This is a genomic window from Sulfitobacter faviae (genome assembly GCF_029870955.1).
Lineage (GTDB): Bacteria > Pseudomonadota > Alphaproteobacteria > Rhodobacterales > Rhodobacteraceae > Sulfitobacter > Sulfitobacter faviae.
In genome coordinates, this window is the sequence record NZ_PGFQ01000001.1 from 1,699,689 (window position 1) to 1,725,893 (window position 26,205).

Sequence of the window (26,205 nt, forward strand, 5' to 3'; positions counted from 1 at the left end):
CCGTCAAAGGCATAGAGCGGGAAATCACCCGAGGCCGGGCCGCCGCCTTCGGGGTCGCAAAGAGCCGCCCATCGGGGTGGGCGGCCAAAGTCTCCATCCCCGCGTTTGGCTCGAACTTGGCGAAGTCGTCATGTCTGGGCAGCGGGGTGGTGACGCCGCTCTCGGGCGACAGCCGCGCGACATGGTGGTCGTGCTCGAATGAGACGTAGAGTTGCCCGCTGCCGTCAAGCGCCAGCGCTTCGGCATCGCGCATCTTGTCGCGCAGGGGCTTGCCGTCGGCATCTTTGAGCGGAGCATCCTCCACAATCTCAAGCGCGACCAAACGGCCCGCCTCGCGCAGCATGCGCGCTTGCACCACGCGGCCCCGGTCCGACACCGCCGTGAGGCGGGTGCCATCGGCATTCACCTCGACCCCGGAAAAGCCGCCGAACCACGGCGCCGGATGGCGCCATGTCAGCACGCTGTCCACCTGCACCACCGGCCCTGTCTGCGCGGCGGGGGCCACGCAGGCGATGAGCAGAAAGAACGGGAGGCAGGCGCGGATCAGTTTGCGTTCAGAACGGCGTTGCATTGGGCAGGCAGGTCCGCAAGCAGGATATCGCGCTTGGGCTTGGGTTTTACTTTGGGCGCGTTCGGATCCGGTTTCGGTGGGTTCAGGATGTTGGCCTGCCACTGGCGCGCATCGGCGCAGCCGTCACCGGGCGGGGGCGGGGCCTGATCCACACAGCCGCGCGCGCCTTTGGGGCAGCTGATGCGGATGTGGAAGTGATAGTGATGCCCGTACCAAGGCCGGATTTTGCGCAGATAGCTGCGGTCGCCTTTCTCATCGGCGCACATCTGCACCTTGGCGCCGGGGAAGACGAAGATACGCGCGGTGCGGGGGTCTTGGGCCGCAGCCTTGATCACCTCGTGATGCGCAGGGGTCCAAGAGGAATTCACATAGGCCCCGCTCGCCCGGCGCATGGAGATCGAGGAGATATTCTCGCGCTGCGCCCGGCTGAGGTTCAGGGATTTGGGCGGCAGCATCCAGATGTCGGCATCAAGCCCGATCTGGTGGCTGGCGTGACCGGTCAGCATCGGCCCGCCGCGCGGCTGGCTCATATCGCCGACATAGACGCCTTCCCAACCGGGCTGCTGCGCGGCCTTCCGGCTGAGCTTTTTAACCATGTCGATCATCTCGGGGTGGGCCCAGTTGCGGTTGCGCGACAGGCGCATGGCTTGCCATGTCGGACCCGTCTCGGGCAATTGCTCGGCCCCGGCAAGGCAGCCTTTGGAATAGCTGCCGAAAGCCGCCGGAGATTGCGCGGAGGCAAAGCTCTTGGCCCCGAAAAGCCGCTTGGCCTCGACCGTGCTCAATGCGCCGCCCGAAGAGCCGATGGTCGGCAGGGCGACCTTCTCACCGCTGATGTCGGTCTCGGTCCGGCCGCCCCCGCAAGAGGCAAGCGCAAAGGCCAGCGCCACGGAGGTGAGGGTGCGAAGCAGCGTCATGTGGCGAAATCTCCCTTGGGTTTGACCCAGGCTAACAGGATCACACCGACGATGAAAAGCCCTACGACAGGGGTGATGCCAAGCCGTTGGCTGCCGGTGAGGTCGCTGGTCAGGGCAATCAGCGCCGGTGCGAGAAAGGAGGTGGCTTTGCCCGAGAGGGCGTAGAGGCCAAACGCCTCGGTCATCCGATCGGGGTTTCCCTGCCGGGTCAGCATGTTACGCGATGACGCCTGGAGCGCCCCACCCGCCGCCCCGATAGAGGCCCCGGCGACGTAGAACAGAATATCGGGCAGGGCGGAGCCTTCGGGCAAAGAAACGCCCATGACCGAATTCGGCCCCAGCGAGATGATCAGGCAGGCGGTGGCGATGAGGATGACGCAGCAGGCCACGATCACCGGCATCGGCCCGATGCGCCGGTCGATCCGCCCGCCCAACACGCAGAACACCGCGCCCGAGATGGCCGCGAGGATGCCGAAGATGCCGATCTCTTGGATCGACCAATCCAGCACCCCAAGCGCATAGACCCCGCCAAAGGTATACATCCCGTTCAGCGCGTCGCGGTAGAACATCGACGAGCCGAGATAGGCCAGCAGAGACGGATGCTTCGGCAGCCCCCGCAGGGTGCGCGCCAAATCCGCAAGACCCGCGCCCACGCGATACTGCACGGCCCCGGGTTTCGGCCTGTCGCGCACATAAAGAAAGAAGGGGGTCATAAAGACCGCGTACCAGATGGCCGTCAGCGGCCCGACGATGCGGGTGTCGGCCTTTGTCGCCGGGTCGAGCCCGAAAAGCGGCGTCAGCCCCGCCATGGTGCGCCCATTCGCGCCGCTTTGAAACAGGGCGATCATCGCGATCAGCGCCAGCACCCCGCCCGCATAGCCAAAGGCCCAGCCATCGCCGGAAATGCGCCCCCGCTCATCCGCGTCGGGGTGCAGCTCGGGCAGGTAGGCATTGGTAAAGATCGTCGCGAACTCCATCCCGACCAAGCCGATGCCGAAAAAGAACAGCGCCCAAAGCAGAGAGAAATCCGCCGGGGCCGTCCACCACAGCGCGCCCGCGCCGACCACATACATGGCCGAGAAGAGCCGGATCCAAGGCATCCGCCGCCCCGAGGAATCCGCCACAGCGCCCAAGATCGGCGCCAGCACCGCAATCGCGACGCCCGCCAATGCCAGACCATAGCCCCAGTATGCCTGCGCTTGGGCTTTCGCGGCGCCAAGCTCCATCCCGCCTTCGACCAGCGCATTGGTCGCGGTCTGGGCAAAATAGGGGCCGAAGATGAAAGTCAAAAGCAGGGTGTTGTAAGGCTGGCTGGCCCAGTCAAAGAAATACCATCCCCAGATGCGCTTGCGCCCGCCTGTCTGTGCCATGTTGCGCCCCTTCGCGGCCTGCCCTTTTTCAAGTTAGAGCAGGGCAGGGCGCAAGGCGCAAGCGTCAGTAAGGGCAGGGGGCGAGGCAGAGGAGGGCGGTCGGCTCAGGCCGAAAGCGGCCCTGCCGCATCGGGGGTCGGGGCCGCGTCCTGCATTGGCGGCCAGGGGCGGTGCGCATCGGCGCGGATCCATTCGGCCACCCAGCCCGGCACCTCAGGCGAAGCTTGCTGCCGTCCCATCGCTTGCAAGACCTTTTCCGGCGGGATCAGCCCGTTACGATCGGTCACGGCGGAACGGTAGAGCACATGGCTCGCGCATTCGCCGTTCTTCTTCCACATGGATTGCTCAAGGTAGATGAACTTGTCGTCCCAACACAGGGTCCGGCTGCGCATCTCGAACTTCTCGAACATGCGGATGCGGCGGCGGAACCGCGTGCTGGATCCCGCGATGGTGATCGCCCATTTGTTCTGCCGCAGCAGCGTGATCAGCCCGGCCCGCTGCGCCATGGCGGTGCGGCCCAGATCATAGAGCGACAGCGCCCGCCCGTTGTTCAACTCCATCCAGATATCGAGGTCATGCGGCCAGCAGATGTGGTGGCTGACATGGGTGTCGGTCAGATTGTCCAGCGGCGCCTGCCGCGCGGCGACGATGACGTCTTTGGCCATGCGGATGATCGGGAACATGGGGCTTTCCTTTGTCGTGACGCCGCGGATCTGCGGCGGAAGCGCTGCGCGGTCAAGCATATACGTCGCGGCACTCTTGCCCTTTGAGGGCGGGGCGCTTAACTGTCTTGCGTCAAACCAAGGGGATATTCCATGACGTCGCTGTTCCAGATCCTGATGCTGCTTTTGAACATCGTTTGGTTCATCGTCATCGCCCATGTCATCATGTCTTGGTTGATCAACTTTCAGGTGCTGAACCTGCGCCAGCCGCTGGTGGCGCAGATCTGGGACGGGCTGAACCGCATTCTTGAGCCGGTCTATAGCCGCGTGCGCAATGTGATCCCGCCGATGGGTGGCCTGGACCTCGCCCCCCTGATCGTGCTGATCGCCGTCGCCATGGCGCGGATCGTGCTGACCAACAACGCAGCGGCCTTCTACTGACGCGTGGCTCGGCCCGCCCGCGCGCCGATGTCGCGGGCATCTGGCCTTGTTCACGCTTTGTTAGTGTGGGAGTCTGCATAAAAAGAGCAGACAATCTTACAGGTTCTCCATGACAGGCGCTGCCACGCTTCTTCGTGATGTATTCGGTTTCGACGGGTTCCGCCCCGGCCAGCAAGAGATTGTTGAGGCCGTGACCGAGGGCGAGAACGTGCTGGCCATCATGCCCACAGGCGGCGGCAAATCCCTGTGTTTCCAATTGCCTGCCCTGATGCGCGAGGGGGTGACGGTGGTCATCTCGCCGCTGATTGCCCTGATGCGCGATCAGGTCCGCAGCCTGCAAGAAGCAGGCGTTGCGGCAGGGGCGCTCACCTCAGGCAACACGCCCGAAGAGACCGATGCGGTTTGGGAGGCGTTGGAAGCTGGCACGCTCAAACTGCTCTACATGGCGCCGGAACGGCTGGCGGCAGGCTCCGCCATGGGGATGCTGCGCCGGGTTGGCGTGAACCTCATCGCCGTGGACGAGGCGCATTGCGTCAGCCAATGGGGCCATGACTTCCGCCCCGATTACCTCCGCATCGGTGAGCTGCGCCGCACGCTCGACGTGCCGCTGGCGGCCTTCACCGCCACGGCGGATGCCGAGACTCAGGCCGAGATCGTTGAGAAGCTGTTTGACGGCACCCCGCCGCGCGCTTTCCTGCGTGGTTTCGACCGGCCCAATATCCACCTCGCCTTTGCCGCCAAGAACAAGCCGCGCGACCAGATCCTCGCCTTCGCCGGGGCGCGGCGCGGCCAGTCGGGCATCGTCTATTGCGGCACCCGCGCCAAGACCGAGGGGCTGGCCAAGGCGCTGCGCGATCAGGGGCAGGAGGCGCTGCATTACCACGGCGGCATGGAGGCTGAGGACCGCCGCATCGCCGAGCGCCGCTTTCAGCAAGAGGACGGGCTCATTGTCTGCGCCACCGTGGCCTTTGGCATGGGGGTCGACAAGCCCGACATTCGCTGGGTCGCCCATGCCGATCTGCCCAAGTCGATCGAGGCCTATTACCAGGAGATCGGCCGCGCCGGACGCGACGGCGCGCCCGCCGAGACGCTGACGCTTTTCGGCCCTGACGACATCCGTCTGCGCCGCGCCCAGATCGACGAGGGGCTGGCCCCGCCCGAACGCCGCGCCGCCGACCACGGGCGGCTCAACGCGCTTTTGGGTCTGGCCGAAGCGCTGGAATGCCGCCGCAAGACCCTGCTGGGCTATTTCGATGAGACCGAGGTCACCTGCGGGCGCTGCGATCTGTGCGACAATCCGGCGGAGGTTTTCGACGGCACCACGGCGGTGCGCAAGGCGCTCTCGGCCATGTTGCGCACCGACGAATGGTTCGGCGCGGGCCATCTCATCGACATCCTCTTGGGTAATGAGACCGAGAAGGTCCGCCAGCGCGGCCACCAATCGCTGCCGACCTACGGCGTGGGCGGGGAATACAGCCGCAACGAATGGCAGGCGGTGTTCCGGCAGATGATGGGCCATGACCTCGTGCGCCCGGATGCCGAGCGTCACGGCGCGCTGCGCATGACCGACGCCGCCCTGCCGATCCTGCGCGGCGAGGCCAGCATCAACCTGCGCCGCGATACGATCAAGGCGGCGGGCGCGAACCGGCGGCCCGCGGTCAAGGCCATGGTCAGCGACGAGGATGCGCCGCTGCTCTCGGCGCTCAAGGCCAAGCGTCGCGCGCTGGCCGAGGCGGCCCGCGTGCCCGCCTATATCATCTTCACCGACCGGACATTGATCGAAATGGCCGAGGCGCGTCCGCAAGACCTCGACGCCATGGCGCGGATCGGCGGGGTGGGTGCCAAGAAGCTGGAAAATTACGGTGCAGCCTTCCTCGAAGTCATCAACGGCGAGGCGCAGCCGATGCACAAGGCGCGGCGCAAGCTGGCGGGGCGCGAGGCGGGCAATGTCTATGACCAACTCTTGCAGGTGCAGGCCGACCTCGCGCGCGGCGCGCAGGGCACCGAAAAGCCGCTAAGCTGTTCTGCCGCGATGCTGGCAAAGGTGGCGCAACTGCGCAGCGCCGACCCTTCGGCCATCGAACGATTGCTCGGCGACAAACGCGCCGAACGCTTTGGCCCCGCCTTTCTGGACGTTCTGCGCGACGCGGGCTAGATCACCCCGAAACGCCCCAAGGAGACTGCCATGCTCGTCGTTATTTCCCCCGCCAAACGCCTTGATTGGGCCGCGCGCGATGTCGCCGTCACCCAGCCTGATTTTCAGGAAGACGCCGTCCGGTTGGCGACGACTGCGCGCAATCTCAGCTTGGGCGATCTTAAAAGCCTGATGGGGCTGAGCGACGATCTGGCGCGGCTCAACCGCGACCGCTTTCAGGCGTTCGAGGCTGAGCCCACAGCCGAGGTCACCCGCCCCGCCGCGCTGGCCTTTGCCGGCGACACCTATCAGGGGCTGGAGGCCACGAGCCTTGATGCCGATGAGATGACCTATGCCCAAGATCACCTGCGCATCCTGTCGGGCCTTTACGGCGTGCTGCGCCCGCTCGACGCGATCCAAGCCTACCGGCTGGAGATGGGCAGCAAGCTGAAAACACGCCGTGGCGGCACCCTCTATGACTACTGGCGCGACAGTCTATCCAAAGCGCTGAATGCACAGGGTGAGGCGACCGGCAGCGATGTTCTGGTGAATTGCGCCAGTCAGGAATACTTTGGCGCGGTGGACCTCAAGGCGCTGAAACTGCGGGTGATCACCCCGCAATTCATGGAAGATAAGGGCGATGGCAAGGGGCCGAAGATTGTCAGCTTCTTCGCCAAGAAGGCGCGCGGTGCCATGGCCCGCTACATCGTGCAGCACCGGGTGAGCGACCCAGAAGGCTTGCAGGATTTCGACAGCGGCGGCTATGCCTATCAGCCCGATGCCTCGACGCCCGAGCGTCCAGTCTTTGTCCGGCCCTACCCGTCGAACTGATCCGCGGGCGGGGCGGCGATGCGCGCCTTCCCGCCGTGCGCCGCCCGCCGGGCGATTGCCGCGCTTGGCGAAGGGGCGTAGACCTAGCGCCATGAAGTACCCGCTCGTCACCGCCGCTGTCATCGCCTGCGCCACGCCGCTTGGCGCGCATCCGCATATCTTCGTCGATACCGGGTTCGAAGTGATCGTCGATGCCGAGGGACGGTTGACCCATCTGCGGATCACATGGGCCTATGACGAATTCTACTCTCTCCTGGTGACCGAGGATCGCGGCCTCGACCCCGATTACGACGGCGTGTTGACGGAGGCGGAAGTCGCCTCTCTCAACGGGTTCGACATGCAGTGGATCGAAGGGTTCAACGGCGATACGGTCTTGCTGGAGGGGGGCGAAGAGGTCGCGCTCTCGGGGCCGCAGGACGTGGAAACCCGCTTTGCCGAAGGCCGGATCATCACCAGCCATCTGCGCGCGGTCGAAGACCCGGCACCGGCGGCGGATGGGTTGGTCATCAAACCCTATGATCCGACCTATTACACCGCCTATGAGGTGACCCAGAAAGTGACCATCCAAGGCAGTGACACCTGCCGTGCGCGGGTCAAGATGCCGGATATGAATGCCGATCTGCGCGCCCTTCAGCAGGACTTGAGCGCGTTGGACGCCAATACCGACCCAAGCGATGTGGGCCTCCCGGAGATCGGCGAAGCCTTGGCCAATGAAGTGGTGATCACATGCGACGCATCATAGCGCTGGCGGCATTGGCGACCCTTCTGGCGCTGGCGGCGCTGTGGTGGTCGGGCGGGTTCAACGCCCTTGCCCATTGGGCCGCAGGGCAGCAGCGCGGGTTTCAAAACAGCATCGCCAGCGGGCTGCGCGCCACGCGGGGCGGCGATACGGCGGCGTTCTGGACGGTGCTTTTGGCGTCTTTTGCCTATGGCGTCGTCCATGCGGCGGGGCCGGGGCACGGCAAGATCGTGATCGGCGGCTATGGGTTGGCGCGGGCGGTGCCGGTGCTGCGGCTCTCGCTGATCGCGCTCGCGGCGTCCTTGGGCCAAGCGGTGACCGCCGTGGTTCTGGTCTATGCGGGGATCCTCCTCTTGGGTCTTGGGCGGGAGGCGCTGGTCGGCGTGACCGAAGACATCATGGCCCCGGCGAGCTATGGCGCGATTGCCCTTATCGGGCTTTGGCTGATCTGGCGCGGGCTGCGCCATGCGCGGCAGGACAGATCGGCGCATTCCGGTGAAGTATGCAGCCATTGCGGCCATGCCCATGGGCCCAGTCTGGCGCAGGTTCAGCGCGCGGGCAGGCTGCGCGACGCGCTGCTCTTGATCGGTGGGATCGCCATCCGGCCCTGCACCGGCGCGCTTTTCGTGCTGGTGATCACTTGGCATATGGGGATCGGCGGGGTCGGCATCTTGGGGGCCTTTGCCATGGCGCTCGGCACCGGCTTGATCACCATCGCCACCGGCTTGGCCGCAACGGGGCTGCGCGCCGGGGTCTTGGGCGGGCTGGCCGGATCGCCGAGGCTGGCCCAAGCCGCGGCGGTGGCCGAGCTGACGGCGGGCTTGGTGGTGGTGACACTGGCGGGCGGTTTGCTGCTGCGGGCGCTTTAGCGGCGGCCCTCGCGCAGCCATGCGGCGGTGATGAAGAGCGCCGAGAGCAAGAGCACCAGCCACCCCGGCAGCAGCGGCGTTTGCCGCACATCGCGCGTCTCGTAAGCGCCGCGCGGGGTCAGCCCCAGCCAGCCGCGCCCGGCGGCGGGGCGGCCAAGGCGCACGTCGCGCAGACGGGGGAGCCCATCCTCCACCCGTGCCACCCCACCGCGCAGGCTGTCGATTGCCGGGCGCAGGGCCGCATCGCTGGCGATGGTCTCGACAAACTCGCGCGGGGCGGCGGGGCCGAGGCCGATGACGGTCACTTCCTCGCCGTTCTCCAGCCGGTAGAGGCCGATCTCTTCGCCGGTATATTCCGCCTCGAACCGGCCCGGCCCGGCGGGGGCGAGGGGCAGTTCGGTCGTGCTGCCATCGGGGGCGGTGATCGTGACGGGGGCACGGTCTCGTCCAAGGTGCGTCGGGTGATGCGCATGGTCCGGCCTTGGGCAGAGGCCATCAGCGCCTCTTCCTCAAGCTCGGGTTCCTTCATCATCCAATGGGCCAGACGGCGCAGCAATTCCAACTGCGGGCCGCCGCCCTCATAGCCGCGGTTCCACAGCCAAGCGTGGTCAGAGGCGAGCAGCGCCACGCGCCCCTCATCCACCCGGTCCAGCACCAGAAGCGGGCGGTCGTCCGCGCCGGTCATGACCACGTCACCGCTGTCAGTCGTCACGTCGATCTGGCGTAGCCAGCGGCCCCAGTCGCCCTTGCCGGGCAGGTCGGCGGTGACGGGATGGCGCTGGCCGATGTCGGTGACGACCGGGGGAAGGCTTCCTCCAACACCCGCGCGGTGGGGGTGGCGGGCAGCACCGTGCCGAGCGGCGACCGGTAGAGACTGTCGGCACTGGCGAAATCCGGCCCTGCCGCGACCAGCACCGCCCCGCCCTTGCGCACATATTGCGCCACATTGTCGAGGTAGAGCGCAGGCAGGATGCCGCGCCGTTGGTAGCGGTCAAAGATGATGAGATCAAAGTCGTCGATCTTTTCCATGAACAACTCGCGCGTCGGAAAAGCGATAAGCGACAGCTCGTTCACCGGCACCCCATCCTGTTTGTCGGGCGGGCGCAGAATGGTGAAATGCACCAGATCGACCGCGCTGTCGGACTTCAGCAAGTTGCGCCACGTGCGCCCGCCGGGATGCGGCTCGCCTGAGACCAAGAGCACGCTGAGCCGGTCGCGCACGCCGTTCATCTGGATCAGCGCGGCATTGTTGCGGTCGGTCAACTCCCCCTCGGCTTCGGGCAGGGAGAAGCGGATCACGTTGCGCCCGCCGTGGGGCAGGGCCACGGGCAGTTCGAGGTCTTGGCCAATCGGCACGTTGAAGCTTTGTGGTTCTTCCCCATCGACAGAGATATCAAGCTGGGTCAGCCCGCCGCCCTCGGGCGCGGCTCCCAGATCGTCGATGCGCAGCGTCAGGGTCACCGGCTCTCCGATGATGGCAAAGGCCGGGGCGTTGCGCACGGTCAGGCGGCGGTCCCAATCCTCGGCCCGGCCGGTTTGCAGCAGATGCAGCGGCGCGGGCAGGTCGAGCGGCAGGTCCGCATCATGCACCCGGCCATCGCTAAGCGCCAGAATGCCCGCGATCCGCGCGCGTGGCTCTTCGGCCAGCGCATCGGCCAGCGTGGTCATCAGCCGGGTGCCGGCATCCTCGGCCCCATCCGGCACGGTGATCCGACGCAGCTCGGTGTTGGGGCGGGCGGCGATGCGGGCAGAGAGCGCCTCTGCCGCCGCGTCGGTCTGTGCGGCGCGGTCGGAGAGCCGCTGGCTGGCGCTTTCGTCTTCCAAGAGCAGCACGATGTCCGACAGCGGCGCGCGGTCTTCGGTCTGGTAGGATGGCCCGGCGAGCGCGGCCAGAACCACCGCCGCCGCCAAGCCCCGCAGGGCCCAGCCCGACAGGCCGCGCCACAGCGCCAGTAGCAGGCCGAGCGCGGCCAGCACCGCAAGGCCAATCAGCAGCGGCAATGGGATCAGCGGGTCGAAAAGCACGGTTCCGGTCATTGGCCCAACCTATCCAGCAGCGCAGGCACATGGACCTGATCGGATTTGTAGTTGCCGGTCAGCACATGCATGACAAGGTTCACGCCAAAGCGGTAGGCCAGTTCGCGCTGCCGCTCTCCGGCAAAGCCGCGCCCGATGGGCAAAAGCGGCGCGCCATCGCGGCGCACGGCCCAAGCGGCGGCCCAGTCGTTGCCCCGATCACCACCGGCGTCACCCCGTCATTGAGGTTGCGAAAGGGCATCCCCTCGATCCGTTCGGCATCGGGCGGCGCGGCCTCGACCCAGACATCGCGGCTGCTGTAGCGTCCGGGGTAATCTTGCAGCAGATAGAAGGTGCGCGTCAGCACATGGTCGCCGGGCAGCGGCTCAAGCGGCGGAATGTCGAGCGGCGCGGCCAGTTCCTGCAGCTTGCGCCCATTCGGGCTGGCGGCACCGTAGCTGGCGATATCCGCGTCCCGCGTATCGAACAGGATCAGCCCGCCCGAGCGGAGGTAGTCGTTCAGCTTGCCATAAGCCTCGGACGAGGGCTGTGGTTGGTCGGGGGTCACCGGCCAATAGAGGATCGGAAAGAAGGCCAGTTCGTCCTGCTCAAGATCAACGCCGGTGGGCAGGTCAGGCTCCACCGTGGTGCGGAAATAGAGCGTGTCCGACAGGCCGATCAGCCCGGCGCGGGCGATTTCGTCAACGTCGCTGTTGCCGGTCAGCACATGGGCCAGCGTCACCTCCGAGGCCGAGCGTATGGCAAAGCTTTCGGGGTCATTCTCTTGCGCGTCGCCCATTTGCGGGGCGATGGCCAGCCCCAAAGCCAGCGCCAAGCTGCCGGTGGAGCGGCGCAGCAGCAGCCCCGAAAGGGCGAGGGAAGCCAGCACATCGGCCACGAGCAAGAGGATGGCGAGGCTCAGAAGCGCCCCGGCGAGTGGCTGTTCCGGCGGCAGGGCAAGGCCGCGCAGCGGCACATCGGCGGGCCATGTGGCGGGGGTGAGGGCAGTCTCGGCGGTGAGCACATTGCGCGCAAGCCGCCGGTCTTCGGCGCCGTAGATGCCGGGCGGCAGGGCGGGGCCTGCGGGGGCCGAGATCAGGTCAGGCCCCGCAACGCCCGGCAGGTTGCCCGCGTCCGACAGGCTGCCGAAACCGTCCATCACCCGCATCGGGGTCCAGGTGGTGCCCTCAAGGCTCTCGGCCTCGGGGCGCTGGCACCCGATGACACGGCCAGTCGTTCCATCATCTGCACGAAAAGACCCGAAAGCGGCAGGGTGGACCATTCCGCCGTGGCGGTGACGTGGAACAGCACGATCTGCCCCTGACCCACGGCTTTGCGCGTGACCAGCGGGGTGCCATCGCTGAGCGCGGCGATCACGCGGTCAGCCAACGTCGGGTCGGGTTGCGCCACGACTTGGGCCGAAACGGTCACGTCATCGGGCACCGTCAGCCCGAAGAAAGGCGACCCGTTGCGGAAGGGGGCCAGCGCCTTGGGCTCCCCCCAAGACATCGCGCCGCCGACACTGCGGCCCCCGGCGCGCAGGCGCACGGGCATTAGCGGGTCTTCGTCGATGCGGCTGACATCGCTCGCCGCCACGCGCGGCCCGGCGAAACGGATGAGCATGCCGCCCGCGTCGATCCACTCTTGCAGCGGCTCGGCCTCAGCAGGGGCAAGGGTGGCCACATCCGCCAGCACGATCACATCGGGGTTGGCGGGCAGCACCTCGGTCAGGGTGCCGTCAATCAGATCGGCGCTCGGGGCCAGCGCCTGTTCGATGTAATGCAACGGCGAGAGCAGTTGCAGCCCCTCCTGCGCCCCGCGCCCCCGGATCAGCGCGACTTCGCGGCGGCGCAGCCCGTCATCGACCAAGCTGCGCGCCCCGGCGGAGCGTTGGCCCGCAATGTCGAAAGAGGTGAGCCGCGCGCGCATTTCGGCCGGCAGCGAAAGGGAGGTGCGGGCCTCGGTCGCGCCCGCTTCGAACGTCGCATTGGCGGTGGCGAGCACGCGGGCGTTGCCCGCCGGATCGCGGCCATGGGCTTGCACCACCGCCGCCCGTTCCGGTCCGGGCGCGGCGCGGCGCAGGGTCAGGTCGATCGCGCCGTCTTGGTAGACTGCGGGCGCGATGCCGATGACATTGCCCGCGGATTGGTGCACCTCGACCGCGCCTTTGGATTGCAGCGCGGCAAGCAACTCATCGCGGCCCGGATAGTCCAACCCGTCGCTGAACCACAGGGTGTCGAAGGCGGGCAGGGCCGCCATGATCTCGGTCGCGCGGGTCAGCTCTGCCGGGGCCGGTTGCCACGGCGCGGGGGTGAACCCGGCCAGACGGCTGCGCCACGCGTCGGCGGATTGGAAGGTCGGCACCTGCGGGTCGGTGAGGCTGAGGATACCCACCGTCCGCTCGGCCCGCCCGGCGCGGGTGAGTTGCGCGTCAACGGCGGCCATCTGTCGGTCCCAGCCGCTGGCCCCGGCCCATGAGCCGTCGAGCAGAATCAGCAAGGGGCCGCTGCCCTCTTCCGCCTCGGCCTGCGGGTTCAGCACCGGCCCGGCAAGGCCGATGATGATCGCGGCCACGGCCAGCATCCGCAGCAAAAGCAGCCACCACGGGGTGCGGTCGCTGGTGCTGTCGTCATCCGCCAACCCCAGAAGCAGCGCCACCCCGGGAAAACGGCGGCGAACCGGCGCGGGCGGCACGGCCCGCAGGATTAGCCAAAGGATCGGTAGCGCCAGCAGGGCCAGCAGCAGCCAAGGCGCGGTGAAACCGATGCCGCCAAAGACGCTCATGCCGCACTCCCCTGCCGCGCGTCCAGCGCGCCATAGAGCCAGAGCAGCGCCGACTGCGCCGTGGCGTTGGTGTGGTGCAGCCCATAGCGCCAGCCGGTCCGGGCACAGAGTTGCTGCAAGGCGCCTTTGCGCGCCGCCAGCCGGTCGAGGTAGCGATCACGCAGATCGTTCGCCTTGAGCGTCTCATGTCGCAGACTGCCGCCGACGCTTTCGAAGATGGTACGGCCCGCAAAGGGGAAAGCCTCCTCCGCCGGGTCGAGCAGGTGATAGAGCACGCCACGCACGCCGCGATCGGCGGCCTTGGTCAGGGCGGTCTGCACCGGGTCGAGATCGCCCATGAAGTCCGAGATGAAGACCGCCCGCGCATGGGGGATCATGCCGCGATGTTCGGGCGGGGCGTAGTCTTGGCCATCGTCTTGGCAGAGCAATTCGGCCAGTCGCAGCACCTGCGGATTGCCGCGCCGTGGGGGCAGGGCGGTGCCGGTCAGGCCCACACGCTCCCCCCGCGCAGCAGCAGGATTGCCAGCGCAAGGCCCAAAAGGCGGGCGCGGTCGGCCTTGTCAGGCAGCGCCTTGTCCGAGGCAAAGCGCATCGAGGCCCCTGATCGACCCAGAGCATGACGGACTGCGCGATCTGCCACTCGCGCTCGCGCACGAACTCCTGATCGCCGCGCGCCGAGCGGCGGTGGTCGACCATGCGGCGGCTGTCGCCGATCTGTGCCGGGCGGTATTGCCAGAAATCATCCCCGTCCCCGCGCGGCGGCGGCCATGGGCACCGGGCAGAACGGCACCGGCCAAATGCTCGGCCCGCGCCAGCAGGGCGGGCAGCCGGGCCGCTTCGCCCTCGGCGCTGGCTCTGAGGGACAGGGGGCTATGGGTCACGCGGCGGCCTTTTTCCCGATCAATTGACCGGCGGTGGCGTCGATCAGGCTTTGCAGGCTTTCGCCCCTCGCGCGGGCGGCAAAGTTCAGCGCCATCCGGTGGCTCAGCACTGGGCGGGCCATGGCGAGCACATCTTCGGCGGAGGGGGCCAACCGCCCCTCCAGCAGCGCACGGGCGCGCACGGTCAGCATCAGCGCCTGCGCGGCACGGGGGCCGGGGCCCCAAGCGACGCTGTCGCGCACGGGCTGGGTGGCCTCAGGCTCATCGGGGCGGAAGGCGCGGACAAGATCGAGGATCAGTTCCACCACGCTGTCGCCCACGGGCATCCGGCGCAGCAGGTTTTGGGCAGAGAGCAGATCTTCGGTGGTGAAGACCGGCCGCACAGTGCCCTCTTCGACACCGGTGGTGGCCAGCAGAATGTCCCGCTCTGTCGCGCGGTCGGGGTAGGCCACGTCGATCTGCACGAGGAAACGGTCAAGCTGCGCTTCGGGCAAGGGGTAGGTGCCTTCTTGCTCGATCGGGTTTTGCGTGGCGAGCACATGGAAGGGCTGGCCAAGCGGGCGGTCTTGCCCCGCGACGGTCACGGTTTTCTCTTGCATCGCCTGTAACAGGGCGGATTGCGTGCGCGGGCTGGCGCGGTTGATCTCATCGGCCATCAAGAGCTGACAAAAAATCGGCCCTTCGACAAAGCGAAAGGCCCGGCTGCCATCAGGCGCGGTGTCGAGCACTTCGGAGCCCAGAATATCGGCGGGCATCAGATCGGGGGTGAATTGCACGCGGTTGCCGTGCAGGCCCATGACCGTGCTCAATGTCTCAACCAGCCGGGTCTTGCCTAAGCCCGGCAGCCCGATCAGCAGGCCGTGCCCACCACAGAGCAGCGCCGTCAGCGCAAGGTCGACGACCTGCTCTTGCCCGACGAAACGCCCGGTGATCGACTGTTTCGCCGCGGCGAGCTTTTCGGTCAGCGCTTCGATTTGCGCGATCAGATCATCCGCTTCGGCCATGACATTTCTTTCCCCGGAGTTATATCTTTCAGGTGTAAGTGTATCGCGACCAAAGGGAATGGCAAAACCAATGAGCGGACAAAATACCGTGACACCCACGGCAGACAGTTTGATCGAAGCCGCCAAGGCCGCAAAAGCGCGCGGAACCCCGCCGCTTGAGAAGTGGAACCCGGAATTTTGCGGCGATCTGGACATGCAGATCAAACGCGATGGGACGTGGTTCTATCAAGGCACACCCATTGGCCGGATCGAAATGGTCAAATTGTTCGCATCGATTCTCTGGCGCGAGGGGGATGATTATTTCCTGAAAACCCCGGTGGAAAAGGTCGGCATTACCGTCGAAGATGCCCCATTCGTCGCCGTGGATTTCGAGGCCGAGGGCGCAGGCGAGGCGCAGCAGTTGCGGTTTTTGACCAATCTGGGCGATGTGGCCGAGGCAGGGCCGGCCCATCCGATCCGCGTGGTCCGCGATGAAGAGACGGGCGAACCTGCGCCCTATGTGCTGGTGCGCCGCAATCTTGAGGCGCTGATCGACCGCAAGAGCTTTTACCGCTTGGTCGATCTGGGCCAGCACCGCGATGGCTGGTTTGGTGTCTGGTCGGGTGGGGAATTCTTTGGCATCATCCCTTCGGAAGACCTGCCGTAAGTTCACCGAAAGACCCGAATGCCGATCACCGCCGCCGCCAACCTATCGCTGCTTTGGTCCGAACTGCCCTATCTGGACCGGTTCGACGCGGCGGCGGAGGCGGGGTTTGGCGCGGTCGAGGTTTTGTTCCCTATGACATGCCCGCAAAAGAGACGCAGCGCGCCTTGCTGCGCAATGGATTAGCGCTCGCCCTGATCAACGCGCCGCCGCCGAATTACACGGGCGGTCCGCCCGGTTTCGCCGCCCTGCCGGGAGGGGAGGCGCGTTTCGCCCATGATATGCGCCGGGTCTGGCGCTATGTGGAGGCGCTGCGACCCAGAATGGTGCATGTCATGGCCGGGGAGGCCGAGGGGCCAGCGGCGGCAAAGGCTTTCGTGGCGAACCTGCGCCATGCCGCGGCAGAGACGCCGCCGGGGGTCACCTTGATGATCGAACCGCTCTGCCCGCAGGCCAAACCGGGGTATTTCTTGAACGACTACGCCCAGGCGGCGGAGCTGCTGGCGGCGGTAGATGCGCCAAATGTAGCACTGCAATTCGACAGTTTTCACGCGCAGATGATCCATGGCGATGCCGTGGCGGTTTTCGAGGAATATCGCTTCCTTATCCACCATGTGCAGCTAGGCGACGCGCCAGAGCGCGGGGCGCCGGGCAGCGGTGATGTCGACTTCGACGGGCTCTTTGCCGCGCTGCGGGCAGGCTATGACGGTTTTGTCAGCGGGGAGTATTTTTCGGGCGGCCCGACGGAGCAGTCCTTGGGGTGGGTGTCCGCCTTAGGGGAATGACACCGGCGTATCTTCGGGCTGCCATTGGGGGTATTTGTCCATCACGCTTTCAAAGCGGGGCGAGGCGAGGAAGCGGTCGAGCCAGCCGCGCAGCGCGGGCCAGTTCTGCGCGTCGAACCAAGCGCGGTCGATAAAGGCGAACTGCCGAACGAAGGGCAGGATCGCGTAATCCGCCAGCGTGGGGCGGTCAAAGATCCAGTCCCCCAGTTGCGCGTCGAGGTCATGGAGGAAGGTTGCCGCCTTGGCGCGTTGCTCTTCGGGGTCCGCCTCGGGGTAGCGGGTGGCGTATTTGGTGCGGTCCAGCGCGTCTTTGAACGGGCCGTCGGCGCGGGCGATCCAGTCGTGGCCTTCGGACGGCATGTCGCGCCAGCCTTCGGGATCGTTCTGGGCCAGCGCCCATTTCATGATGTCGAGGCTTTCGTCGATGGGGCCGGTTTCGGTGACGAGGCAGGGCACGTGGCGGTGGGCGAGGCGTCGAGGAAGGCTTGCGGTTTGTCGCGCAGGACGACTTCGCGCAGGTGGACAGGGGTTTGCGCGGCAGCAATGGCGAGGCGGGCGCGCATGGCATAGGGGCAGCGGCGGAAGGAGTAGAGGATCGGGGTCATGCTGCATGATCTAGCGCATGGGGGACGCGTGTACAAAGGGCCATCGCCCGAGAATGGAGGCGGCCCGGAATCAAGCCGCAGGCGCCGGGCCATCGCCTGCCCGCCCCACCGGGTAGGCGATTTGGTGAGGCTGGGCGTAACCTTGAGGCCCCACATCATGGCTGAGAGATAAAGTGGCAGGAACTGAGCTTGGATCGCCAACCCGCGGGCAGGCGATGGCCCTCCACCCTACTGAAACGGCGTCGGCGGCAGCCCCTTGCCGGCAAAGCGCGCCACGTCATCCACCCGCTTTGACCGCGCCGTCGTGGTCCGCGCCGCGTCGATCCACGCCAGCGCATCGGCGCGCAGCGCGTCGCTGTAGCTGTCCCAACCGGCCTGCGCGCCGGTCTCTTCCAGCGCTTGGGCGAGGTCTGCGGGAAGGGCCGCGTCTTCCATCAATGCGCCTCCGCCCAATTGGCACCCACACCGGCGTCGACGATCAGCTTCACGTCGAGCTTCACCACCGGATCGTTGGCATTCTCCATCACCTCGCGCGCGGCGGCGATCAGCGCATCTTCGGCACCCTTTTCGACCTCGAACAGCAGTTCATCGTGCACCTGCAACAGCATGGTCGCAGGCAGATCGGCGATCGCCTCGGGCATCCGCACCATGGCGCGGCGGATCACGTCGGCGGCGGTGCCTTGGATCGGCGCGTTGATCGCGGCGCGGGCGGCGAAACCGGCCTGCGGCCCCTTGGCGCCGATGTTGGGCGTGTTGATCTTGCGGCCAAAGAGCGTCTGCACATAGCCATGCTCTTTCGCAAAGGCTTTGGTGTCGTCCATATAGGTCCGGATGCCGGGGAAACGCTCGAAATAGCGGTCGATGAAACCCTGCGCCTCGGCCCGCGGAATGCGCAGGTTGCGCGCAAGGCCGAAGCCCGAGATGCCGTAGATCACGCCGAAGTTGATCGCCTTGGCGTTGCGGCGGATCTCAGGGGTCATCTGATCCATCGGCACGTCGAACATCTCGGACGCCGTCATGGCGTGGATGTCATCGCCACGGTGGAAGGCTTCCTTGAGCGCGTCGATCTGGGCGATATGCGCCAGAATCCGCAGCTCGATCTGGCTGTAGTCCAACGCCACCAGCACCTTGCCCTCGGGGGCGACGAAAGCCTCGCGGATGCGGCGGCCTTCTTCGGAACGGATCGGGATGTTTTGCAGGTTGGGGTCTGTCGACGCGAGCCGTCCCGTCGCCGCCCCGGCGATGGAATAGCAGGTGTGCACGCGGCCCGTCTCGGCGTTCACATGGTCTTGCAGCGCGTCGGTATAGGTCGATTTCAGCTTGGACAGCTGCCGCCAGTCCAGCACCCGGCGGGCGAGGTCATGTTCGGTCGCCAAGTCTTCCAGCACATCCGCGCCGGTAGAGTATTTCCCGGTCTTGCCCTTCTTGCCGCCCGGCAGCCCCATTTTGCCAAAGAGGATTTCGCCAAGCTGGGCGGGGGAGCCGACGTTGAAGCTCTCGCCCGCCAACGCGTGAATATCCGCCTCCAGCCCGGCCATTTTCTGGGCGAAGGCGTTGGACATGCGGCTGAGCGTATCGCGGTCGACCTCGATGCCTGACCGCTCCATCTGCGCCAAGACCGGCACCAGCGGGCGCTCCAGCGTTTCGTAGACCTTGGTCACCTCGGCGCGGTGCAGCTGTGGCTTGAAAAGCTGCCAGAGGCGCAGGGTGACATCGGCATCCTCAGCGGCATAGGGTACGGCATCGGCCAGCGGCACCTTGTCGAAGGTCACGGCGGATTTGCCGCTGCCCAAAAGCGGTTTGATCGGCATCGGTGTGTGACCGAGGTAGCGCTCAGACAGCGTATCCATGCCGTGGCCATGCAGGCCCGCGTGCATCGCATAGGACATCAGCATGGTGTCGTCGATGGGCGCGACTGCGATGCCCAGTTGGGCGAAAATCTTGCTGTCGTATTTCATGTTCTGCCCGATCTTGAGGATCGCGGGATCCTCAAGCATCGGGGTCAGCAGTTGCAGCGCCTCTTCGACCGGCATCTGACCGGGGGCCAGCCCCTCTCCGCCGAAGAGGTCATCGTCGCGGCTGGCTTTGTGGGTCAGCGGGATGTAGCAGGCCTGCCCGGGCTCCACGGCCAGCGAAACGCCGACCAGTTCCGCGGTCATCTCATTGAGGCCGGTGGTCTCGGTGTCCACCGCGACATAGCCCCGCTCGTAAATTCGGTTGAGCCAGACGCGCAGCGCTTCGGCGTCGCCGACCTGTTCGTACTTGCTGTGGTCAAAGGCCACGTCGGCCACCTGCGGCGCATCGGCCACGGCGGGGGCGGGCGCTTCGGGGATGGCCGGGGCCTCGCGGCCCAGCACCTCGGCCACGCGTTTCGACAGGGTGCGGAACTCCATCTCGGACAAGAACCCCAGCAGGCGGTCCGCATCGGGGTCGCGCACTTCGAGATCGTCGATGGTGAAGTCGAGCGGCGTGTTCTCATCCAGCAGGACAAGATTGCGGCTCAGGCGGATTTGCTCGGCGTGGTCGATCAGGGTCTGGCGGCGCTTGGGCTGTTTGATCTCGCCCGCGCGCTCAAGCAGCGCATCCAGATCGCCATATTCATTGATCAAAAGCGCCGCCGTCTTGATCCCGATGCCGGGCGCGCCGGGGACGTTGTCGACCGAATCGCCCGCCAGCGCTTGCACGTCGACCACGCGTTCGGGATAGACGCCGAACTTCTCGAACACCCCATCGCGGTCGATGGTCTTGTTCTTCATCGCGTCGAGCATTTCCACCCCGTCGCCTACAAGCTGCATCAGATCCTTGTCGGAGCTGATGATGGTGCAACGCCCCCGGCGGCGCGGGCCTGTACGGCGAGGGTGGCGATGATGTCATCGGCCTCATATCCCTCAAGCTCTTTGCAGGCGATGTTGAAGGCTTCGGTCGCGGTGCGGGTCAGCGGGATCTGCGGGCGCAGGTCTTCGGGCATCGCATCGCGGTTGGCCTTGTACTGATCGTACATGTCGTTGCGGAAAGTATGGCTGCCCTTGTCAAAGATCACGGCAACATGGGTGGGCGCGTTGGGGCCGGTGTTACCCTCTACATAGCGGTGCAGCATGTTGCAGAAGCCCGCCACGGCGCCAATCGGCAAGCCGTCGGATTTGCGCGTCAGCGGCGGCAGGGCGTGATAGGCGCGAAAGATGAAGGCAGAGCCGTCGATCAGATGCAGGTGGTGGCCTTTGCCGAATGTCATAGGAATGCTCCGCTGGGTTGGCGACCCTTTTGCCACGAAGCATGGCCCACGGCCAGACGCCAATGCGCCGCGCGGGCAGGTTCGTGCCGTCGGTTCAGATGTTCAGATGGGGGCCGGGAAGGCTCAGACTTTGCCTTCGAAATCCGCATGGACGAATTTGCAGTCGCAATAGCCGCATTCGACCCAGCCGCGATCCTGGGGGATTTGCAGCCAGACGCGCGGGTGGCCAAGCGCGCCTTCGCTGCCGTCGCAGGCCACGCGCCAAGTGTTCACGATGCGGGTTTCGGGCGCTTGCAGGGTCATGGAGTTGGTCCTCGGCTCAGGCGAAAGTTGCCACTCGTTATGACCAAAGCAGCCGCGCGGGGCAAGGGCTCTGCGCGGGAATGGGGGGCTTGTGCACAAAGTGGTTCAAGTGCCAGCCCACAAGGGGTAAAAGGCGCTGAACAGCCACCAATCCGGAGCAACAGTCTGATGAGCGCCCCCAAACCTGTCGTATTGTGCATCCTTGACGGTTGGGGCTTGAGCGAGGTGCGGGAAGGCAACGCGCCCCTGCTGGCCAAGACGCCAAATTTCGACCGGATCATGCAGGCGGGGCCGCAGGCGCAGTTGATCACCCATGGCCCCGATGTGGGGCTGCCGCGCGGGCAGATGGGCAATTCCGAGGTCGGCCACACCAATATCGGCGCGGGCCGGGTGGTGGCGATGGATCTGGGGCAGATCGATCTGGCCATCGAAGAGGGCAGCTTTGCCAAGAATGAGCGCCTGCAAGATTTCATCGCCAAGCTCAAGGAAACCGGCGGCACCGCGCACTTGATGGGCGTCGTCTCGGACGGGGGGGTGCATGGGCATCTCAGCCATATGATCGCCGCCGCCTGCGCGCTGGATGCGGCAGGGCTGCCGGTGGTGATCCATGCGGTGACCGATGGGCGCGACGTGGCGCCGTCCTCAGCCCTTGGCTATTTCGAGACGCTGAAGGCGGCGCTGCCCGAGGCCGTGAAGGTTGTCACCGTGACGGGGCGCTATTTCGCGATGGACCGCGACAACCGTTGGGACCGGGTCGGCAAGGCTTCGGCGGCGATCCTGCATGGCGAAGGGGAGAGGTTCCCCGATCCCCGCGCGGCGGTTGAGGCGGCCTATGGGCGGGGCGAGACGGATGAATTCATCACCGCCAGCGTGATCGAGGGCTACGCGGGGGCGGCTTCTGGCGACGGGTTCTTCTGCCTCAACTTCCGCGCTGACCGCGCGCGGGAGATTATGGCGGCTTTGGGCGATCCGGGCTTTGACGCCTATGACACCGGCCCGCGCCCCGATTGGGCGGCGCAGATGGGCATGGCGGAATACTCCAAAGACCACGCCGCCTATATGACCACGATGTACCCCAAGCCGGACATCAAGAACACGCTGGGCGATTGGGTGGCGCAGCAGGGGCTGCGGCAGTTCCGGCTGGCCGAGACCGAGAAATATCCCCATGTGACCTTTTTCCTCAATGGCGGGGTTGAGACTCCGGCCACGGGGGAGGACCGCAACATGCCCAAATCGCCTAATGTGGCGACCTATGACATGCAACCGGAAATGTCCTCTGCCGAGGTGACGGATCAATTCGTACAGGCGATCGAGGCGGGCTATGATCTGATCGTGGTGAACTACGCCAACCCCGATATGGTCGGCCATACCGGCGATCTGGAGGCGGCGATCGCGGCTTGTGAAGCGGTGGATGCGGGGCTGGGCCGGGTGCTCAAGGCGCTGGAGGCCGCAGGCGGCGCGATGATCGTCACCGCGGATCACGGCAATTGCGAGATGATGATCGACCCCGAGACCGGCGGGGCGCATACGGCCCATACGCTCAACCCCGTGCCGGTGGTGGCGGTGGGCGCGCCCGAAGGGGCGGCGCTGCGCAATGGGCGGTTGGCCGATCTGGCACCCACGGTGCTTGATTTGATGGGCCTGCCGCAGCCCGAAGAAATGACCGGGAAAAGCCTGCTTTCATGAAACATCTTGCCGCGGCTGTCCTTTTTGCCTGTCTGCCCCTGATGGCACAGGCACAGGCCGATGAGGCCGCCGCGGAGGCACGCGCAGCCGCGACCGCCTTGGAGGCGGCATCGGCGCGGCTGGACCAAGCCGATGGCGCGCGCGACCGGGTCAAGGCGCTGACCGAGACGATTCAGGCGTTTGAGGCAGGTCTGGCGGCGATGCGGGCCGGGCTGCGGCAGGCGGCGATCAACGAGGCGCAGCTCAGCCGCAAGCTACAGGCGCGCGAGGGTGAGGTGGCGCAGTTCTTGGGCGTCTTGCAAAGCATCGGCGGTGACCCGTCGCCCGTGGTGCTGCTGCACCCCGATGGCCCGATGGGCACCGCCCGCGCGGGCATGTTGCTGGCTGAATTGACGCCTGCGCTGAACGCCCGCGCCGATGCGCTGCGGCAGGACTATGAGGACATCAAGACCCTGCGTGCGCTCCAAACCGACGCAGCGCAGCGCCTGCAAGACGGGCTGACCGAGCTTCAGGCCGCGCGCACCGCGCTCAATCAGGCCATGGCCGCCCGCACCGATCTGCCGATGCGTTTTACCGAAGATCCGGTGCGCACTGCGATCCTTATCGCCTCGACCGAGACGCTGGACGGCTTTGCCAGCGGCCTGTCCGAGATCACCACCGGCGCGGTTGAGCCTGCGCCGGTGAACCTCGACGGGCAGGTGGGCGATCTGCCCTTGCCCGCACAGGGGCTGGTGATCCGCAAGGCCGGAGAGACGGATTCGGCGGGCGTGACGCGGCCCGGTATGATCCTTGCCACCCGCCCGCGTGCCATCGTCACCAGCCCCTCGGCGGCGACGATCCGCTATGTTGGGCCGCTGCTTGATCTGGGCAATGTCGTGATCCTTGAGCCGCAGGTCGACACGCTTTTCGTGTTGGCGGGGCTGGATGTGGTTTACGGCCAAGCCGGGCAGGTGATTGCCGGTGGCACCCCCATCGGGTTGATGGGCGGGCCGGAAAGCGGCACAACTTCTCAGATGTCACCAAATGGTGAAGCCACTGGCACTGACCGGACGGAAACGCTCTATATAGAAGTCAGGCAAGACAACACACCTCAGGATCCGGCAGACTGGTTCCGCACCGACAAGGATGGATAGCAGATGAAGAAATTCGTGATGGCAGCCGTTGCAGGCACGGTGGCGGGGGTGGTCGCCACCACCCAGATCGCCGGGCCGCTGCTGGCGCAAGAGGCCGAGAAGACGACCAATGTTTACGAACAACTCGATCTTTTCGGTGATATTTTCGAACGCATCCGCGCCCAATATGTCGAAGATGTCGATCCCGGCGACCTGATTGAAGCGGCCATCAACGGCATGCTCACCTCGCTTGATCCGCATTCGTCCTACCTCTCGCCGAAAGACGCCGAGAAGATGCGCGAACAGACGCGTGGGGAGTTTGGCGGCCTTGGCATTGAGGTCACCCAAGAAGAGGGTTTTGTCAAAGTCGTCTCCCCCATCGACGGCACGCCGGCTGCTGAGGCCGGGATCGAAGCGGGGATTTCATCACCCATGTCGATGGCGAAAGCCTGCTGGGTCTTGGCCTCGACGATGCGGTTGAGATGATGCGCGGGCCGGTCGGGTCCGAGATCCTGATCACCGTGGTGCGGGAAGGGGAGCCTGAGCCTTTTGACGTCTCCATCGTGCGTGACACGATCCAATTGACCGCCGTGCGGGCCCGCACCGTGGGCGATACCGCCGTGCTGCGCCTGACCACCTTTAACGAGCAGACCTATCCGAAGATGAAGGAAGGGTTGGAGCAGCAGATCGAAGAGGCGGGCGGCATTGAGAATCTCAACGGCATCGTCATCGACATGCGCAACAACCCCGGTGGCCTGCTTAATCAGGCAATTGCCGTCTCGGATGCCTTTCTTGAGGAAGGCGAGATCGTCAGTACCCGGGGTCGGGATATCGAAGACGGTGACCGGGTGAACGCCACGCCGGGTGATCTGGCGATGGGCAAGCCGATTGTCGTGCTGATCAACGGCGGTTCGGCCTCGGCTTCCGAGATTGTCGCGGGCGCTTTGCAAGACCACCGCCGCGCCATCGTCATCGGCACCAAGAGCTTTGGCAAAGGCTCGGTCCAGACCGTGATGCCGTTGCGCGGGGACGGGGCCATGCGCCTGACCACGGCGCGCTACTACACGCCCTCGGGCCGGTCGATCCAAGCGCTTGGCGTATCGCCCGATATCGTCGTGGCCCAGCCTCCGGTCACGCCAGAGACTGAGGAAGATGACGACGCATTGTCGGCACGCCCCCTCCGCTCCGAAGCCGATCTGCGGGGCCGGTTGAACAACGACAGCCTGACCGACGATCAGATCAAGCAGATCGAAGACGACCGCGAAAAGGCCCGCAAAGCGGCAGAGCTGCGCGAAGAGGATTACCAGCTGGCCTATGCCATCGACATCCTCAAAGGTCTGTCGGCTCTGGGTCCGAACGAGTGATCTCTTTCACATAGATGCACAAAGCCCCGCTGGAGACAGCGGGGCTTTTTGTTGGGTGCGGTGCCTGCGGGAGGGCGTTTCGCTTATTCCGTCTCGCGGCAATGCCGCCGAAAGGCGCGTTTCAGCATGTCGAGTTCGGCGCGCAGCAGGTCCATCTCGGCCCGTATGTCATCGCCGAGCGCTTCATCCGCGATCAGGGTCACATGACCCAAATGCGCTCCGCTGGCCATTTCGGTAATGACGAGGGTCTGGACCCCATCGGCAATCGCCTCTGCCGGGACCGGGAAGGAAAGATGCCAGCGCCCATCGGACCCTTCGGCCTTTAACGTGATATCTGTCACCTCCTTGCCTTCATGGGTCACGCTGATCTGCGGCGTGTCTGCCCCCTCTTTGGCGGTCAGCAGGCCCTGCCAGACGCCTTGGCGCAGCACGGTTTTGGTCAGGTCATATCGGCTCATCACGGGGTCCTAGATCTGGGCGCGGGGGGAGCGGGAAAAAGTGAGGTCGCGCAGCACGACTTGGTTCATCTCCGGCCCTTCAAAGATCAGGTCGACCCATGCCGCCTCGATCCGCTTCTCGTTGAGCTTGCTATAGGCCAGATCGAATTCGACGCTGATGCTTTCCTGACCGGCGGGCAGTTCGCGGACGATCTGTTCGGTGTTCGGCCCGTGGCGGATGTTGAGCCGGGCAAAGATCTCCAGCGGGTGCTCCAATTCCACAATCGTATCCATGCGGATCAGGTGGCGGCGTTTCAATCCGGTGATCGCCTCGGTCGGCAGATCGACCACCAGCGACAGGAATGACCCGTCGAATTTGAACACGTCGAGTTGCAGGCCAAAGGGGGCCAGATCGGCCTCGCGCAGGTTGCGCAGTTGGCGCAGGGTCAGTTCCGACTGCGCGCAATCGTGGAACAGGGTCACCTCTTCGCCCAGTTTGGATTTGGTCGCGACCGAGGACAGCCCCGGCGTGGCAAGCGGGCCGCGCCACAACTCGGGCCGCCATGCCCAATCGGCGTTATGTGGTTTCGGGAAGCCGCTGGCCCCGATGGCAGGCAGGGCAAGGCGGTCTTCGGCGCGGTGGATCAGCCGGTTCAGTTCGGCGCGCAGCAGCCGGGCGCGGCTGCGTTGGCGGCGCAGGGTGGCAAGGTCAGCCGTGGCCGCTTTGCGGGCCGCAACCGCCCAGCGTTGCAGCGCGCGGGCAAAGAGCTTGCCCTCAAGATAACCGCTGCGGAAGTTGACCATGGACCTGCGCCTCTC

At 65.9% G+C, this 26,205-nt stretch carries 16 protein-coding genes and 8 pseudogenes; 10 read left to right on the plus strand and 14 right to left on the minus strand.

Annotated features, from left to right (window positions below; all coding sequences use genetic code 11):
• Positions 1-55: 55 nt before the first annotated feature.
• From CUR85_RS08770 to CUR85_RS08785, 4 genes and pseudogenes are all read right to left on the minus strand, one after another.
• Positions 56-571, minus strand: a pseudogene (locus tag CUR85_RS08770) (esterase-like activity of phytase family protein); the annotation flags it as partial.
• On the minus strand, positions 544-1,488 hold the full coding sequence (mepA, locus tag CUR85_RS08775) for a penicillin-insensitive murein endopeptidase (protein WP_067267832.1): 945 nt from the start codon (positions 1,486-1,488) through the stop codon (positions 544-546). The gene mepA and the pseudogene CUR85_RS08770, both read right to left, overlap by 28 nt.
• A complete protein-coding gene (locus tag CUR85_RS08780) occupies positions 1,485-2,858 on the minus strand; it encodes an MFS transporter (protein WP_067267830.1) in 1,374 nt (457 codons plus the stop codon). The genes mepA and CUR85_RS08780 overlap by 4 nt, the downstream gene beginning before the upstream one ends.
• Positions 2,859-2,962: 104 nt before the next feature.
• Entirely contained in the window at positions 2,963-3,541 is a 579-nt protein-coding gene (locus CUR85_RS08785; RefSeq protein ID WP_067267849.1) for an acyl-CoA thioesterase, read from the minus strand.
• 132 nt (positions 3,542-3,673) lie between these two features.
• Here CUR85_RS08785 and CUR85_RS08790 point away from each other — a divergent pair, with 132 nt between their 5' ends.
• The 5 genes from CUR85_RS08790 (at position 3,674) to CUR85_RS08810 (ending at position 8,534) form a co-directional block, all read left to right on the plus strand.
• On the plus strand, positions 3,674-3,961 hold the full coding sequence (locus CUR85_RS08790) for a YggT family protein (protein ID WP_067267829.1): 288 nt from the start codon (positions 3,674-3,676) through the stop codon (positions 3,959-3,961).
• Positions 3,962-4,070: 109 nt separating this feature from the next.
• On the plus strand, positions 4,071-6,116 hold the full coding sequence (recQ, locus tag CUR85_RS08795; RefSeq protein ID WP_067267827.1) for a DNA helicase RecQ: 2,046 nt from the start codon (positions 4,071-4,073) through the stop codon (positions 6,114-6,116).
• 30 nt (positions 6,117-6,146) lie between these two features.
• Positions 6,147-6,926 (plus strand): peroxide stress protein YaaA, encoded by a 780-nt coding sequence (yaaA, locus tag CUR85_RS08800; protein WP_067267825.1) that lies wholly within the window; start codon positions 6,147-6,149, stop codon positions 6,924-6,926.
• 91 nt (positions 6,927-7,017) lie between these two features.
• On the plus strand, positions 7,018-7,668 hold the full coding sequence (locus CUR85_RS08805) for a DUF1007 family protein (RefSeq protein ID WP_067267823.1): 651 nt from the start codon (positions 7,018-7,020) through the stop codon (positions 7,666-7,668).
• A complete protein-coding gene (locus CUR85_RS08810; protein WP_067267822.1) occupies positions 7,653-8,534 on the plus strand; it encodes a nickel/cobalt transporter in 882 nt (293 codons plus the stop codon). The genes CUR85_RS08805 and CUR85_RS08810 overlap by 16 nt, the downstream gene beginning before the upstream one ends.
• Here the strand turns inward: CUR85_RS08810 and CUR85_RS08815 are convergent.
• From CUR85_RS08815 to CUR85_RS08830, 4 genes and pseudogenes are all read right to left on the minus strand, one after another.
• A pseudogene (locus CUR85_RS08815) lies at positions 8,531-10,571 on the minus strand (hypothetical protein). The gene CUR85_RS08810 and the pseudogene CUR85_RS08815 overlap by 4 nt on opposite strands.
• Positions 10,568-13,334: pseudogene (locus CUR85_RS08820) on the minus strand (DUF4159 domain-containing protein). The pseudogenes CUR85_RS08815 and CUR85_RS08820 overlap by 4 nt, the downstream one beginning before the upstream one ends.
• A pseudogene (locus tag CUR85_RS08825) lies at positions 13,331-14,215 on the minus strand (DUF58 domain-containing protein). Before CUR85_RS08825 ends, CUR85_RS08820 begins: the two co-directional pseudogenes overlap by 4 nt.
• A complete protein-coding gene (locus CUR85_RS08830; protein ID WP_067263018.1) occupies positions 14,212-15,219 on the minus strand; it encodes an AAA family ATPase in 1,008 nt (335 codons plus the stop codon). Before CUR85_RS08830 ends, CUR85_RS08825 begins: the two are co-directional and overlap by 4 nt.
• A 70-nt stretch (positions 15,220-15,289) precedes the next feature.
• On the opposite strand from CUR85_RS08830, the gene CUR85_RS08835 reads away from it, so the two are divergent.
• Complete coding sequence (locus CUR85_RS08835; protein WP_067263017.1) at positions 15,290-15,865, plus strand: DUF1285 domain-containing protein; 576 nt, start codon at positions 15,290-15,292, stop codon at positions 15,863-15,865.
• Positions 15,866-15,883: 18 nt separating this feature from the next.
• Positions 15,884-16,647 (plus strand): annotated as a pseudogene (locus tag CUR85_RS08840) (hydroxypyruvate isomerase family protein).
• Here the strand turns inward: CUR85_RS08840 and CUR85_RS08845 are convergent.
• The 4 genes and pseudogenes from CUR85_RS08845 to CUR85_RS08860 form a co-directional block, all read right to left on the minus strand.
• A pseudogene (locus tag CUR85_RS08845) lies at positions 16,636-17,252 on the minus strand (glutathione S-transferase). The pseudogenes CUR85_RS08840 and CUR85_RS08845 sit on opposite strands and share 12 nt — an antisense overlap.
• A 228-nt stretch (positions 17,253-17,480) precedes the next feature.
• A complete protein-coding gene (locus CUR85_RS08850) occupies positions 17,481-17,687 on the minus strand; it encodes a YdeI/OmpD-associated family protein (protein ID WP_067263012.1) in 207 nt (68 codons plus the stop codon).
• A pseudogene (polA, locus tag CUR85_RS08855) lies at positions 17,687-20,484 on the minus strand (DNA polymerase I). The gene CUR85_RS08850 and the pseudogene polA overlap by 1 nt, the downstream one beginning before the upstream one ends.
• Before the next feature lie 123 nt (positions 20,485-20,607).
• The gene (locus CUR85_RS08860) at positions 20,608-20,787 is read right to left on the minus strand and encodes a zinc-finger domain-containing protein (protein WP_067263007.1); all 180 of its coding nucleotides are present in this window, start codon (positions 20,785-20,787) and stop codon (positions 20,608-20,610) included.
• A 168-nt stretch (positions 20,788-20,955) separates the two neighbouring features.
• Between CUR85_RS08860 and gpmI the strand changes: the two genes are divergently transcribed.
• From gpmI to CUR85_RS08875, 3 genes and pseudogenes are all read left to right on the plus strand, one after another.
• Entirely contained in the window at positions 20,956-22,473 is a 1,518-nt protein-coding gene (gene gpmI / locus CUR85_RS08865) for a 2,3-bisphosphoglycerate-independent phosphoglycerate mutase (RefSeq protein ID WP_067263004.1), read from the plus strand.
• Positions 22,470-23,606: a murein hydrolase activator EnvC family protein gene (locus CUR85_RS08870; RefSeq protein ID WP_136720229.1), complete on the plus strand. Its 1,137-nt coding sequence runs from the start codon at positions 22,470-22,472 to the stop codon at positions 23,604-23,606. Before gpmI ends, CUR85_RS08870 begins: the two co-directional genes overlap by 4 nt.
• A gap of 3 nt (positions 23,607-23,609) precedes the next feature.
• A pseudogene (locus tag CUR85_RS08875) lies at positions 23,610-24,949 on the plus strand (S41 family peptidase).
• Positions 24,950-25,032: 83 nt separating this feature from the next.
• On the opposite strand, the gene CUR85_RS08880 reads toward CUR85_RS08875, so the two are convergent.
• Together CUR85_RS08880 and CUR85_RS08885 are read right to left on the minus strand one after the other, a co-directional pair.
• On the minus strand, positions 25,033-25,407 hold the full coding sequence (locus CUR85_RS08880) for a hypothetical protein (protein WP_067268039.1): 375 nt from the start codon (positions 25,405-25,407) through the stop codon (positions 25,033-25,035).
• Between the two features lie 9 nt (positions 25,408-25,416).
• Positions 25,417-26,190 (minus strand): DUF6478 family protein, encoded by a 774-nt coding sequence (locus tag CUR85_RS08885; RefSeq protein WP_067268041.1) that lies wholly within the window; start codon positions 26,188-26,190, stop codon positions 25,417-25,419.
• Positions 26,191-26,205 lie beyond the last annotated feature (15 nt).